Raw genomic sequence first — 12,713 nt, 5'->3', positions numbered from 1 at the left:
GTGCTGGTCGATGCGTCGGTGCTCATGTGCTCCATCGTAGGCGTGTCGGCGTGATGGCCTAACCTCGCGGCCATGGCCCTCGAGACCTCCGCCGCCGCGCCCGCCCCGGTGCGCCAGATCGCCACGGCGATCGCGGGCTGGGTCGACCGGCTCGGCGCGGTCTGGGTCGAGGGCCAGCTGGCGCAGGTCAACCGCCGCCCGGGCATGGCCACGGTCTTCATGACGCTGCGCGACACCGTCGCCGACGTGTCGGTGCCGCTGACCGCCCCGCGCACCCTGGTCGACTCCCTCAACCCGCCGCTGGTCGAGGGCGCCAGCGTCGTGGTGCACGCCAAGCCGTCGTACTACGCCAACCGCGGCAGCATGTCGCTGCAGGTGCGCGAGATCCGCATGGTCGGCCTGGGCGAGCTGCTGGCCCAGCTCGAGCGGCGCCGCCAGCTGCTGGCCGCCGAGGGACTCTTCGACCCCGCCCGCAAGCGTCGGCTGCCGTTCCTGCCCGGTCGGGTCGGGCTGGTCACCGCCCCCGGCAGCGCCGCCGAGCGCGACGTGCTCGACAACGCGCGGCGGCGCTGGCCGGCCGTGGCCTTCGAGGTCGCCCACGCCACCATGCAGGGCACCCGCTGCGCGGGCGAGGTGATGGAGGCGCTCGAGCGCCTCGACCGCGACCCGGCCGTCGACGTCGTCGTGGTGGCCCGGGGCGGCGGCTCGGTCGAGGACCTGCTGCCGTTCTCCGACGAGGCGCTGGTGCGCACCGTGCACCGCATGAGCACCCCCGTGGTCTCCGCGATCGGCCACGAGCAGGACGCCCCGCTGCTCGACCTGGTCGCCGACGTGCGCGCCTCGACCCCCACCGACGCCGCCAAGCTGCTGGTGCCCGACGTCGTCGAGGAGCTCACCGGCGTGGCCCGCACCCGCGACCGCCTGCGCTCCCTGGTCGCCGCCCAGGTCGCGCGCGAGCAGGCCGGGCTCGACGCCCTGCGCTCCCGCCCCGCCCTGGCCGACCCGCGCTCGCTGGTCGACGCCCGCGTCGAGGAGCTCACGGCGCTGCGCGAGCGGGCCCGCCGTTCGCTCTCGCACCGTCTCGACCGGGCCGCCGACGAGATCGACCACCAGCGTGCCCGGGCCCGGGCCCTCTCTCCGCTGGCGACGCTGCGCCGCGGCTACGCCGTGCTGCAGGGCCCCGACGGCCACGTCGTCACCTCCGTCGACGCCCTCGCACCGGGCGCCGAGGTCAGCGTGCGGGTCGCCGACGGGCGCGTGCACGCCACCACCACCCGGCTCGAGCCGCTGCTCGACCACCCGACCGCCGACACCACCGCCGACCCCGCGGCAGACCCAGCAGAGGACGAGACCGATGGCTGAGCCGACCACCGACCCCGCCGGCGCGAGCGAGCCCGAGCAGCCGTCGTACGAAGCGGCGCGCGAGGAGCTCGTCGACGTCGTACGCCGCCTGGAGGCGGGCGGCACCACGCTCGAGGAGTCGCTGGCGCTGTGGGAGCGCGGCGAGCACCTCGCCGGCACCTGCCAGCGCTGGCTCGACGGCGCCCGCGCCCGCCTCGACGAGGTCCTCGAGCAGGACACCGACGCCTGACCCGGGAGATCTGCGCCGGGTCAGCGCGAGATTTGAGCCGGGTCAGCGCGAGATTCGGGCCGGGTCAGGTGAGGGGCGCGGTGGTGAGCGAGGCCAGGAGCGCCTGGAGGTCCGCGGGGTCGGCGGAGCCGTAGACCATCACGACGCGGGCCGCGTCGCCGGTGCCGACCTCGGCGACGTACGCCGTGTCGCCGCCGTCGTCGGTGAAGGTGCGCCACTCCTCGGCCACCGCCGACGTCTCGTCGAGGACGAACGGGTCGCCCTCGACCGCGGACTCGTCGACGAACGCCTCCACGATGACGTCGACGTCGTCGGCCTCCTCGAGGAACCCGGCGAACGTCTCGTCGTCGGTGAGGAGGGCCAGCGAGAACGACGACGGGTCGCCGGGCTCGTAGTCGACGTTGTTGACCACCCACCCCTCGGGCAGCGCGGCGGGGTAGACGATCTCGCCGTCCGCGCCCTGCACCGCGCTCACGACCTCGAAGTAGTCGGTGTCGGGCGGGGTGTACTCGGGCTCGTTGCGGAAGGCGTCACGGAAGAGCCCGAGCGCGATGACCGCGACCAGCAGGATCAGCATGGCGCCCACCAACCCGTTGGCGGAGCGTGTGTAGCGCCCTGGGCGGCCCGTCTCACTCATGTCACCGATTGTCCCGGGTCCTCCCAGCCTGTCGACCCTCGGGGCGCTCGCAGCCCGCAGATGCGGATCAACACCGGACTGCCAACCGCAGATGCGGCATACTCGCTGTGTGAGCACCTACCGGATCGCGGAGGCCGCCGACCTGCTCGGCGTCAGCGACGACACCCTGCGGCGCTGGGTCGAGGCGGGCCGGGTCCCGGCGCGCCAGAGCGAGGGCCGCACCACCATCGCCGGGCCCGACCTCGCGACCCTGGCCGAGTCGCTGGCCGACGCCCCCGACCCCACCCGGGCCTCGGCCGTCAGCGCCCGCAACCGGCTGCTGGGCATCGTCACCCGGGTCCGCAAGGACACCGTGATGGCGCAGGTCGACATGGTCTGCGGTCCCTACCGCCTGGTCTCGCTGATGTCGGCCGAGGCCGCCGACGACCTCGCCCTGGCCGCGGGCTCGAAGGTCGTGGCGTCGGTGAAGTCGACCAACGTCGTGGTTGAGCTCCCGTGAGGGCCCGCGCCGCCGCCACCCTGCTCACGCTGCTCGCCGTCACCGGCTGCTCGTCCGGCGGCGGCGCCGCCGACGACGGGAGCGAGCCCGCCCCCGACGACACCCTGACCGTGCTCGCGGCCGCCTCGCTCACCGAGACCTTCACGACGCTGGCCGAGGAGTTCGAGGCCGAGCACCCCGGCGTCGAGGTCAGCCTCGCCTTCGACTCCTCCGCGACCCTGGCCCAGCAGGCGCTCGAGGGCGCCCCGGCCGACCTGCTGGCCACCGCCGACACCCGCACCATCGAGTCGGCCGCCGACGCGCTCGCCGCCGCGCCGGAGATCTTCGCGACCAACACGCTGGTACTGGTCGTCCCGGCCGGCAACCCCGGGGGCGTCACCTCGGTCGACGACCTGGTCGACGGGGGGTACGTCGCCTGCGTGGAGACCGCCCCCTGCGGCGCGACCTGGGCCGCGCTCGCCGCCGACAACGGCATCGACGCCGACCCGGCCAGCCTCGAGGTCGACGTCAAGGCGGTGCTGGCGCGGGTGGTCGCCGACGAGGTCGACGCCGGCATCGTCTACGCGACCGACGCGGTGGCGGCCGGTGACGCCGTCGAGACCATCGAGCTGCCGGGCGCCGAGCAGCAGGTGACGTCGTACCCGATCGCGGTGCTGGCGCAGAGCAGCCGGCCCGACCTGGCCCAGGAGCTCGCCGACCTGGTGCTCGGCGAGACCGGTCGACAGGTGCTCGCCGACGCCGGCTTCGGGGTCCCGTGACGCTGACCGCCCCGCCGCCGCGCAGCACCACGACCACCCGCCACCTCGGCCGCCCGCCGCTGGTGCTGCTGGTCCCGGCGGTGCTGGCCGCGACGCTGCTGGTGCTGCCGCTGGTCACTTTGGTGCTCGACACCCCGTGGGGCACGTTCTGGAGCGAGCTGCGCTCCGAGCCCGTACGCCGCGCGCTCGCCCTCTCCGCCCTGGCCTCCGGGCTCACCGTGGTCGTGTGCGTGGCGCTCGGCACCCCGCTGGCCTGGCTGCTGGCGCGGGTGGAGTTCCGCGGCCGCGGGCTGCTGCGGGCCGCCGTGGCCGTGCCGCTGGTGCTGCCGCCGGTCGTGGCGGGCGTGGCGCTGGTGACGGCGCTGGGCCGCAACGGCGTGGTCGGCTCGCTGCTGCGCGAGACCACCGGGCTGACGGTCCCGTTCACGACCGCCGCGGTGGTCGTGGCCCACGTGTTCGTCTCGATGCCGTTCTACGTCCTCAGCGTCGAGGGCGCGCTGCGCACCGCCGGCGAGCGCTACGACGTGGTGGCCGCCACCCTGGGCGCCACCCGCTGGACCACCTTCCGACGGGTCACCCTGCCGCTCGCGCTGCCCGGCCTGGTCGCCGGTGCAGTGCTGGCCTGGGCGCGCAGCCTGGGCGAGTTCGGCGCGACGATCACCTTCGCCGGCAACTTCCCCGGCACCACCCAGACGATGCCGTCGCTGATCTACACCACCCTGCAGGCCGACCCGGCCGCCGCGCGCACGCTCAGCATGATCCTGCTGGTGGTCTCGATCGGGGTGCTGGCCGGACTGCGGCACCGCTGGCTGAGGCCGCTGTGAGCGCCGCCGGGCTGCACGCCGACGTCACGGTGCCCGGCCGCCTGGTCGCCCGGCTCGACGCCGTGCCCGGACGCGTCGTCGCCGTCATCGGCCCCAACGGCGCCGGCAAGTCGACCCTGCTCGGCGCCCTGGCCGGCACCGTCGCGGCCACCGGCCGCGTCGAGGTCGCCGGGCGCGACTGGAGCGACCTGCCGGTGCGCGAGCGCCGGCTGGGCGTGGTCTTCCAGGACCGCTCGCTGCTGCCCCACCTGCGCGCCCGCGACGACGTCGCCTTCGGCCTGCGGGCTCGGGGGGTGCCGCGGCGCGAGGCCGACCGCCGCGCGCTGGCCTGGCTCGACCGCCTCGGCGTCGGCGACCTCGCCGACCGGCGCCCCGCCCAGCTCTCCGGCGGCCAGGCCCAACGCGTCGCCATCGCCCGGGCCCTGGCCGGCGAGCCCGAGCTGCTGCTGCTCGACGAGCCCTTCGCGGGCCTCGACGTCGGGGTCGCGACCGGCCTGCGCATCGAGCTGGCCCGCCACCTGGCGGCGTACGGCGGCGTCGCGCTGCTGGTCACCCACGACGCGCTCGACGCGCTCACCCTGGCCGACGAGGTGCTGGTGCTCGACGAGGGCCGCGTGGTGCAGACCGGGTCGCCCCGCGACGTCGCCGCCCACCCGCGCACCGAGCACGTCGCGCGCCTGGTCGGGCTCAACGTGGTGCGCGAGGGCGACGAGCTGCGCTCCTTCGCCCCCAGCGCCGTCACCGTCTCGCCCCGCGGGACGGTCGGCGGCACCGGTCACGACGCGCCGGCCACCTCGGCCCGGCACCGCTGGGCCGGGCGCGTCGCCGCGGTCGCGCCGCACGGCGACGCGGTGCGCCTGCTGGTGGCCACCGGCAGCGACGGCGACCCGGGCCCCGAGCTCATCGCCGACGTCACGCCGGCCGCGGCCGTCGAGCTCGGCCTGCAGGCGGGGGCCGAGGTGTGGCTGAGCGTCAAGGCCACGGCCGTGCAGACCGATAGCATGCGCCCATGACGACGACCTCGCCGCTGACCGGCCCCTCCTCCCGCCCCGACCGCAACCTGGCGCTCGAGCTGGTGCGGGTCACCGAGGCGGCCGCCATGGCGGCCGGGCGCTGGGTCGGGCGCGGCGACAAGAACGGCGCCGACGGCGTGGCCGTCAACGCGATGCGGGTGCTGATCTCGACCATCGGGATGAACGGCACCGTCGTGATCGGCGAGGGCGAGAAGGACAACGCCCCGATGCTCTACAACGGTGAGCAGGTCGGCGACGGCACCGGCCCGGAGTGCGACGTGGCGGTCGACCCGATCGACGGCACCACCCTGACCGCCAAGGGCATGACCAACGCGGTGTCGGTGCTCGCGGTCTCGCCGCGCGGCTCGATGTACGACCCCTCCGCGGTCTTCTACATGGAGAAGCTGGTCACCGGCCCCGAGGCCGCCGACGTCGTCGACATCGAGGCCCCCGTCGCCGACAACATCGCCGCGGTCGCCAAGGCCAAGGGCAAGCGCGCCGAGGACGTCACCGTCGTGCTGCTCGACCGCCCCCGCCACGAGAACCTCGTCGCCGAGATCCGCGCGACCGGCGCGATGATCAAGTTCATCAGCGACGGCGACGTCGCGGGCGCCATCATGGCCGCGCGCCCCGAGACCGGCATCGACCTGCTGCTCGGCATCGGCGGCACCCCCGAGGGCATCATCACCGCCTGCGCGATGAAGTGCATGGGCGGCACCATCCAGGGCAAGCTCTGGCCGCAGGGCGCCGACGAGACCCGCAAGGCCATCGACGCCGGCCTCGACCTGGGCCAGGTGCTGACCACCGACGACCTGGTCACCGGCGACGACTGCTTCTTCGTGGCGACCGGCATCACCGACGGCGAGCTGCTGCGCGGCGTGCGCTACGGCGCCGGCGGCGTGACCACCCACTCGCTGGTGATGCGCTCGCGCTCCGGCACGATCCGCCAGATCCACTCCGAGCACCAGCTGCACAAGCTGCGCGCCTACTCCGCGGTCGACTTCGACCGCTGAGGCCTCCGCCGTCGGTCGAGCAGTGACGAGCCCCACTGAGGAACGTCGACGAGTCCCGGTGAGAACCGCGCCCGCCGTACGCCGTGGGGGGTCAGGCGGTGGCCACCCAGCTCTGCGCCTCCTCGCGCGCGGCGCGGTGGCGCACGAGCGCCTCGGTGACGGCGGTGATGACGCGCGGGTCGATGGCCATCCCGACGTGGGAGGTGGTGACCTCGACCTGGGTGGTGGCGGCGGGGTCGATGCAGGCGCGCCAGTCGACGATGCCGTCGTGGCGCGAGTAGATCGCGGTGAACTCCACACCCGCCGGCAGCGGCTCGCGGCTCTCCTCGAAGCTCTGTCGGGCGCAGGGCCCGCCGACGCAGTCGGTGGTCATGGTGCGCGGCACGCCGAGCTTGCTCAGCGCGATCACGCCGCCCAGGCTCGCGGTCAGCGCCCGGTGGTGGGCGGCCGGGGCCATCATCGGGCTGCCCATGGTGACGATGCCGGAGACCAGGTCGGGGCGGCGCACGGCGATGCCACGCGCCAGCATGCCGCCGAGGCTGTGGCCCACCAGCTGCACCCGCGAGCCGCGCTTGGCCGCGATCACCTCGAGCCGCTGCTCGATCAGGTGCGCGGCATCGAGCGTGCAGCCGACGTTGGCCAGGATGCGGGAGCGGTAGGTGCGCATCCCCTCGGCGCGCAGCGCCCCGGCCATCAGCCGCAGCGTGTAGTCGCCGGCCAGGAAGCCCGGCACCAGCAGCACCGGGTCGAGGTCGCGCTGCTGCGCGCCCGCGACGTACGGCGCCCGGCGGCGCTCGCGGCGCCCCCCGACGGCGCTGGTGGCCCAGCGCCCGGCCTCTCCCGCGATCCTGGCCTCGTTGAGCACAGCGACCACCGGAGGGCGTCGGAAGCCCTCCGGGAGCAGGAAGGAGGCGAGCGGCGACTCGTTCATCCTTCAACGTTAGCGTGACGTGCACCACCCTGTGAGGTGTGACACCCAATTGTGACCGGAGGCCCGGTCCACATACCCGATGCGGTGTACTTGACACATGTCTGCTCGCCCTCCGGTGACCGTGTCCGACCAGCTCCGCGCCCCCGTGGGGCCGCGGGTCGAGCTGTGCTACCAGACCTTCGGCGACCCCGACGGCGACCCGCTGGTGCTGGTGATGGGCCTCGGCGCCCCGCTGACCTGGTGGGACGACGACCTGTGCACGCACCTGGCCCGGCGCGGCTTCTACGTGGTGCGCTTCGACAACCGCGACGCCGGCCGCTCCAGCCGCGGGGAGGGCCGGGTCACCCGCGCCACGCTGGTGCGGGCCTTCGCCGGCCTGCCCACGCGGGCGCCGTACACCCTCGGCGACATGGCCGGTGACGTCGTCGGCCTGATGGACCACCTGGGCCTGGAGTCCGCGCACGTCGCCGGGGCCTCGATGGGCGGGATGATCGTGCAGACCCTGGCCGTCGAGCACCCCACCCGGGTGCGGTCGCTGACCTCGATCATGTCGACCACCGGGCGGCGCACCGTGGGGTGGCAGCACCCCGCCCTGCTGCCGATGCTCATCGGCAGCGGCGCCCAGGGCAAGGAGGCCTACATCAAGCAGAGCGCCCGCCTGTGGCGCCTGATCGGCTCGCCGGGCTACCCGCTGAGCGCCGAGGAGAACCGTCAGCGCGCCGCCGACACCTACGACCACGGCGTCAGCGCCGCCGGCACGCTGCGCCAGATGGTGGCGATCCTGACCCAGCCCGACCGCGGCCCGGCGCTGCAGGCCCTCGACCTGCCCTCGCTGGTCGTGCACGGCCTGGCCGACAAGATGGTGCACCCCTCGGGCGGGCGGGCGACCGCCCGCGCCCTGCGCGGCAGCGAGCTGCTGCTGATCGACGGCATGGGCCACGACCTGCCCGCCGCGCTGCACGAGACGTTCGCCGCCGCGATCCGGCGCACCGCCGACCGGGCCTGAGCCGGCCGGCGTCTCACCCCCGCGGCACCGACAGGGGGGTTGTGGTCGCTTTACCCAGCGACTAGACCGGGGAACCCACGTCGTCCTCGGGAGGTCGCATGCCGCACGAGAGCCCCACCACGCCGTCGCCGCCCCGGCGACCACCCGGCGTGCGCCGACGCCGCGGGCTGGCCGTCGCCGCCGCCGTGGCGCTCTCGGCCGGCCTGCTCGCCGCCTGCGGCTCCGAGGGGAAGCCGACGCTGACCTGGTACCTCAACCCCGACGGCCAGGCCACCTTCGAGGCCTTCGCCGAGCAGTGCAGCACCGACGAGTACGACATCCAGACCCGGCTGCTGCCCACCAGCGCCACCGACCAGCGGGTGCAGCTGGCGCGTCGCCTGGCCGCCGAGGACAGCCAGACCGACCTGATGAACCTCGACCCGGTCTTCGTGCCCGAGTTCGCCAACGCGGGCTGGCTGCTGGAGCTGCCGGGCGACACGGTCACCGACGACACCCTCGAGGGGATCGCCGAGACGGTGCGCTGGGAGGACAAGATCTACGCCGCGCCGCTGTGGGCCAACACCCAGGTGCTCTGGTACCGCAAGTCCCTGGCCCAGGAGGCCGGGCTCGACATGAGCCAGCCGGTCACCTGGTCGCAGGTGGTCGAGGCGGCCTCGTCGGTCGACGGGGCCACGGTCGGCGTGCAGGCCAACAAGTACGAGGCCTACGTGGTGTGGATCAACGCGATGATCGAGGGCGCCGGCGGCACCATCCTGGAGAACCCGGAGGCCGGCGTCGACGCCGAGGTGGCCCTCGACTCCGACGCCGCCCGCGAGGCGGCCCGGGTGGTCGACGAGCTGGCCTCCTCCCCCGCCGCCCAGGCCGACCTGTCGGTCTCCAACGAGGGCACCGCGCTGGCCTACATGTACGGCGACGGGCCCGGCGCGTTCATGGTCAACTGGACGTTCGTCTACAAGAACTTCGAGCCCTCCGACGCCAACGACTACACCAAGGAGCAGCTCGACGACCTGGGTTGGGCGCGCTACCCGCGCACCGTCGACGGCCAGGAGTCCGCTCCCCCCGTGGGTGGCATCGACATCGGTGTCGGCGCCTTCACCGAGCACCCCGACTACGCCCGCGAGGCCGCCGCCTGCATCACCTCGGTCGAGAACCAGGTCGAGCTGGCGGTCACCGACGGCCTGATGCCCGCCACCCAGTCGGCGTACGACGCCGGCGAGCTGGCCGAGGCCTACCCGCCCGACCTGCTCGACCTGTTCCGCACCAGCGTCGACGAGGGCGGGCCGCGCCCCAAGAGCGCCTTCTACGCCACCATCTCCGGGGCCATCCAGTCCCGCTGGCACCCGCCCAGCGAGGTCGACCCCGAGACCACGCCCGAGAGGTCGCAGGAGTACCTGCAGGCCGTGCTGGAAGGGAAGGCGCTGCTGTGACCTCCGCGACCGTCGCCACGCCGGCCACCGACGCCGGCAAGGGCCCCAAGTCCGCCCCGCCCGAGGTCAGCGACCGGGCCCGCCACGAGAACCGGCTGGGCCAGCGCCTGGTGGCCCCCGCGGTGGTGGTGATGCTCGTGGTCACCGCCTTCCCGATCCTGCGGGCCCTCTACCTCTCGCTCTACAACTACTCGCTCACCGCACCCGAGGACCGGCAGTTCATCGGCCTGTCCAACTACGTCACGGCGCTGACCGACACGCTCTTCTGGCGCGACATCGGCGTGACCGTCCTCTACATGGTCGTGACGGTGGCGATCGAGCTGGTCATCGGCTTCGCCTTCGCGCTGGTGATGCACCGCGTGGTCTTCGCCCGGGGCCTGATCCGCACCTCGATCCTGATCCCCTACGGCATCATCACCGTCGTCTCCGGCTTCGCCTGGCAGTTCGCCTTCACCTACCAGAACGGCTTCGTCAACGGCTGGCTGCCGTTCATCAGCGACGACTTCAACTGGTTCGGCGAACCGGTGCCGGCGGTGATCGCGATCATGGTCTCCGAGATCTGGAAGACCACGCCGTTCATGTCGCTGCTGCTGCTGGCCGGTCTGGCGCAGGTCTCCGAGGACATGGTCGAGGCCGCCAAGGTCGACGGCGCCACCTGGTGGCAGCGGCTGTGGAAGGTGATCCTGCCCAACATGAAGGCGGCGATCATGGTCGCGGTGCTCTTCCGCGCCCTCGACGCCTACCGGATCTTCGACAACATCTTCGTGATGACCGCGGGTGCCCAGGGCACCGAGTCGATCTCGTTCCTGACCTACCGCCAGAGCATCGAGCAGTTCCAGCTCGGGATGGGCTCGGCGCTGGCGGTCCTGCTGTTCCTGTCCGTGCTGCTGGTGGCCTTCCTCATCGTCAAGATGTTCAAGGTCGACCTGGCCCAGGCCCGAGGGGAGTGACCGGGATGCGCAAGCTCGGACTCGTCGTCGGCGTGGGGCTGGTGCTCGTGTGGTGCCTGCTGCCCGTCGTGTGGATCATCTCGCTGTCGTTCAAGAGCCAGGCGGCCGTCTCGGGCGGCACCGACCCCGGCTTCCTGCCGCTCGACTCCTTCACCGGCTTCGCCAACTACGCCGACGTGCTGGCCGACGAGCAGTTCCGCCGGGCCATCATCAACTCGATCGGCATCAGCCTGATCGCGACGCTGCTCTCGGTCATCATCGCGACCCTGGCGGCGTACGCCATCGCGCGGCTGGAGTTCAAGGGCAAGAAGCTGGTGCTCACCACGGCGCTGGCGATCGCGATGTTCCCGGTCGTCTCGCTGGTCAGCCCGCTCTTCGACCTGTGGCGCACGATCGGGCTCTACGACACCTGGCCGGGGCTGATCCTGCCCTACATGTCGTTCACGCTGCCGCTGGCGATCTGGACGCTCTCGGCGTTCTTCCGCGAGATCCCCTGGGAGATGGAGCAGGCCGCCCAGGTCGACGGCGCCACCTCGTGGCAGGCGTTCCGCAAGGTGATCGTGCCGCTGGCCGCACCGGGCGTCTTCACCGCCGCGATCCTGACGTTCTTCTTCGCCTGGAACGACTTCGTCTTCGGCATCACCCTCACCTCCACCGAGAACGCCCGCCCGATCCCCGCGGCGCTGTCGTTCTTCGTGGGCCCCGACCCCTTCCAGCGCCCCGCCGGCCTCCTGGCCGCCGCGGCCGTGGTGGCCACGATCCCGATCGTGCTCATCGTGCTCGTCTTCCAACGCAAGATCGTCGCCGGTCTGACCTCCGGCGCCGTCAAGGGCTGAGTCAGACACAGAAAGGCAGGTCCGATGGCCGCCATCACCCTCAAGAACATCGTCAAGAAGTACGGGGACGGCTTCCCGGCCGTCAACGACGTCTCCATCGACATCGCCGACGGCGAGTTCGTCATCCTGGTGGGCCCCTCGGGCTGCGGGAAGTCGACGCTGCTGCGGATGATCGTGGGCCTCGAGGACATCACCTCGGGCGAGATGATGATCGGGGACCGCAAGGTCAACGACCTCGCACCCCGCGACCGCAACCTCGCGATGGTCTTCCAGAACTACGCGCTCTACCCGCACCTGTCGGTCTACGAGAACATCGCCTTCCCACTGCGGTTGGCCGGCGAGTCCGACGAGGAGGTCGACCGCAAGGTGCGCGAGGCGTCGAAGACCCTCGAGCTCGACGAGCACCTCGACCGCAAGCCCGGCAACCTCTCGGGCGGCCAGCGCCAGCGGGTCGCGATGGGGCGCGCGATCGTCCGCGAGGCCGACGCGTTCCTCTTCGACGAGCCGCTGTCGAACCTCGACGCCAAGCTGCGCGGCCAGATGCGCACCGAGATCGCCCGGCTGCAGAAGCGCCTGGGCATCACCACCGTCTACGTCACCCACGACCAGACCGAGGCGATGACGCTCGGCGACCGGGTCGCGGTGCTCAAGCGCGGCCTGCTGCAGCAGCTCGCGACCCCGCGCGAGCTCTACGAGAACCCCGGCAACCTGTTCGTGGCCGGCTTCATCGGCTCCCCGCCGATGAACTTCCTGCCCGCCGAGGTCGACGGCACCACGGTGACGCTGCCCTTCGGCACCGTGCAGATCCCGGAGGAGAAGGCCGAGCGGGCCCAGGGCAAGGGGGTGCTGATGGCCGGCATCCGCCCCGAGTACTTCGAGGACGCCGAGATCGCCGACAAGGCCGGCTCCGACTCGACCTTCTCCGCCGACATCGACTTCGTGGAATGGCTCGGCAACGAGACCTACGCCTACATCCCCTTCGAGGCGCCCCCCGAGGTGGAGGCGAAGATGCGCGAGCTCGAGGCGGACCTCGACGGCGAGGGGCTGCGCACCCAGCTCGTCGTCTCCCTCGACGGCTCCAGCCGGATCAAGGAGGGCGACAAGGCCGAGATCTACGTCGACGCCGCCAAGATGCACCTCTTCGACCCCGCCACCGGCGAGAACCTCACCGTCGACCGCGAGCACGCCGGCGAGATCCCCGACGACGCGCTGGCCGTCACCGGCTGAG

The 12,713-nt window shown here is 72.9% G+C and carries 14 protein-coding genes; 12 read left to right on the top strand and 2 right to left on the bottom strand.

Annotated elements, in window-relative coordinates; translation table 11 throughout:
- Positions 1–72: 72 nt before the first annotated feature.
- Positions 73–1,362 carry an exodeoxyribonuclease VII large subunit gene (xseA, locus tag OCU29_RS00440; protein ID WP_261818382.1) on the top strand — a complete coding sequence of 430 codons (1,290 nt, stop codon included), beginning with the start codon at positions 73–75 and terminating at the stop codon, positions 1,360–1,362.
- The gene (locus OCU29_RS00435) at positions 1,355–1,591 is read left to right on the top strand and encodes an exodeoxyribonuclease VII small subunit (protein WP_179615588.1); all 237 of its coding nucleotides are present in this window, start codon (positions 1,355–1,357) and stop codon (positions 1,589–1,591) included. Before xseA ends, OCU29_RS00435 begins: the two co-directional genes overlap by 8 nt.
- A gap of 64 nt (positions 1,592–1,655) precedes the next feature.
- On the opposite strand, the gene OCU29_RS00430 is transcribed toward OCU29_RS00435, so the two are convergent.
- Positions 1,656–2,228, bottom strand: a complete 573-nt coding sequence (locus OCU29_RS00430; protein ID WP_261818381.1) for a DUF4245 domain-containing protein — start codon at positions 2,226–2,228, stop codon at positions 1,656–1,658.
- 109 nt (positions 2,229–2,337) lie between these two features.
- Here OCU29_RS00430 and OCU29_RS00425 point away from each other — a divergent pair, with 109 nt between their 5' ends.
- Genes OCU29_RS00425 through glpX form a run of 5 tightly spaced genes read left to right on the top strand, consistent with a single transcriptional unit; the run spans position 2,338 to position 6,335 of the window.
- Entirely contained in the window at positions 2,338–2,727 is a 390-nt protein-coding gene (locus OCU29_RS00425; RefSeq protein WP_261818380.1) for a molybdopterin-binding protein, read from the top strand.
- The gene (gene modA / locus OCU29_RS00420) at positions 2,724–3,485 is read left to right on the top strand and encodes a molybdate ABC transporter substrate-binding protein (RefSeq protein WP_261818379.1); all 762 of its coding nucleotides are present in this window, start codon (positions 2,724–2,726) and stop codon (positions 3,483–3,485) included. Before OCU29_RS00425 ends, modA begins: the two co-directional genes overlap by 4 nt.
- Complete coding sequence (locus OCU29_RS00415) at positions 3,482–4,309, top strand: ABC transporter permease (RefSeq protein ID WP_261818378.1); 828 nt, start codon at positions 3,482–3,484, stop codon at positions 4,307–4,309. The genes modA and OCU29_RS00415 overlap by 4 nt, the downstream gene beginning before the upstream one ends.
- On the top strand, positions 4,306–5,322 hold the full coding sequence (locus tag OCU29_RS00410; RefSeq protein ID WP_261818377.1) for a sulfate/molybdate ABC transporter ATP-binding protein: 1,017 nt from the start codon (positions 4,306–4,308) through the stop codon (positions 5,320–5,322). Before OCU29_RS00415 ends, OCU29_RS00410 begins: the two co-directional genes overlap by 4 nt.
- Positions 5,319–6,335 carry a class II fructose-bisphosphatase gene (gene glpX, locus OCU29_RS00405; RefSeq protein ID WP_179615582.1) on the top strand — a complete coding sequence of 339 codons (1,017 nt, stop codon included), beginning with the start codon at positions 5,319–5,321 and terminating at the stop codon, positions 6,333–6,335. The genes OCU29_RS00410 and glpX overlap by 4 nt, the downstream gene beginning before the upstream one ends.
- Positions 6,336–6,426: 91 nt before the next feature.
- Here the strand turns inward: glpX and OCU29_RS00400 are convergent, their stop codons facing one another.
- Positions 6,427–7,266 carry a triacylglycerol lipase gene (locus OCU29_RS00400; RefSeq protein WP_179615581.1) on the bottom strand — a complete coding sequence of 280 codons (840 nt, stop codon included), beginning with the start codon at positions 7,264–7,266 and terminating at the stop codon, positions 6,427–6,429.
- A gap of 97 nt (positions 7,267–7,363) precedes the next feature.
- Here OCU29_RS00400 and OCU29_RS00395 point away from each other — a divergent pair, with 97 nt between their 5' ends.
- From OCU29_RS00395 to OCU29_RS00375, 5 genes are all read left to right on the top strand, one after another.
- Positions 7,364–8,272 carry an alpha/beta fold hydrolase gene (locus tag OCU29_RS00395; protein WP_261818376.1) on the top strand — a complete coding sequence of 303 codons (909 nt, stop codon included), beginning with the start codon at positions 7,364–7,366 and terminating at the stop codon, positions 8,270–8,272.
- Between the two features lie 98 nt (positions 8,273–8,370).
- Positions 8,371–9,699, top strand: a complete 1,329-nt coding sequence (locus OCU29_RS00390) for an extracellular solute-binding protein (RefSeq protein WP_261818375.1) — start codon at positions 8,371–8,373, stop codon at positions 9,697–9,699.
- Complete coding sequence (locus tag OCU29_RS00385) at positions 9,696–10,649, top strand: carbohydrate ABC transporter permease (RefSeq protein WP_261818374.1); 954 nt, start codon at positions 9,696–9,698, stop codon at positions 10,647–10,649. The genes OCU29_RS00390 and OCU29_RS00385 overlap by 4 nt, the downstream gene beginning before the upstream one ends.
- 5 nt (positions 10,650–10,654) lie before the next feature.
- Positions 10,655–11,485 carry a carbohydrate ABC transporter permease gene (locus tag OCU29_RS00380; RefSeq protein WP_179615578.1) on the top strand — a complete coding sequence of 277 codons (831 nt, stop codon included), beginning with the start codon at positions 10,655–10,657 and terminating at the stop codon, positions 11,483–11,485.
- A gap of 24 nt (positions 11,486–11,509) precedes the next feature.
- A complete protein-coding gene (locus OCU29_RS00375; protein WP_261818373.1) occupies positions 11,510–12,712 on the top strand; it encodes an ABC transporter ATP-binding protein in 1,203 nt (400 codons plus the stop codon).
- The last annotated feature ends 1 nt before the right edge of the window (position 12,713 follow it).

Source organism: Nocardioides sp. OK12 (genome assembly GCF_024341885.1).
Classification (GTDB): Bacteria; Actinomycetota; Actinomycetes; order Propionibacteriales; family Nocardioidaceae; genus Nocardioides; species Nocardioides marinisabuli.
The sequence above is the reverse complement of the archived record's forward strand: the minus strand, read 5'-3'. Positions and strand labels throughout refer to the sequence as shown.

Coding starts and splice junctions, on each gene's coding strand:
- xseA (WP_261818382.1), top strand. CDS start 73: ATGGCCCTCGAGACCTCCGCCGCCGCGCCCGCCCCGGTGCGCCAGATC.
- OCU29_RS00435 (WP_179615588.1), top strand. CDS start 1,355: ATGGCTGAGCCGACCACCGACCCCGCCGGCGCGAGCGAGCCCGAGCAG.
- OCU29_RS00430 (WP_261818381.1), bottom strand. CDS start 2,228: ATGAGTGAGACGGGCCGCCCAGGGCGCTACACACGCTCCGCCAACGGG.
- glpX (WP_179615582.1), top strand. CDS start 5,319: ATGACGACGACCTCGCCGCTGACCGGCCCCTCCTCCCGCCCCGACCGC.
- OCU29_RS00400 (WP_179615581.1), bottom strand. CDS start 7,266: ATGAACGAGTCGCCGCTCGCCTCCTTCCTGCTCCCGGAGGGCTTCCGA.
- OCU29_RS00395 (WP_261818376.1), top strand. CDS start 7,364: ATGTCTGCTCGCCCTCCGGTGACCGTGTCCGACCAGCTCCGCGCCCCC.
- OCU29_RS00390 (WP_261818375.1), top strand. CDS start 8,371: ATGCCGCACGAGAGCCCCACCACGCCGTCGCCGCCCCGGCGACCACCC.
- OCU29_RS00380 (WP_179615578.1), top strand. CDS start 10,655: ATGCGCAAGCTCGGACTCGTCGTCGGCGTGGGGCTGGTGCTCGTGTGG.
- OCU29_RS00375 (WP_261818373.1), top strand. CDS start 11,510: ATGGCCGCCATCACCCTCAAGAACATCGTCAAGAAGTACGGGGACGGC.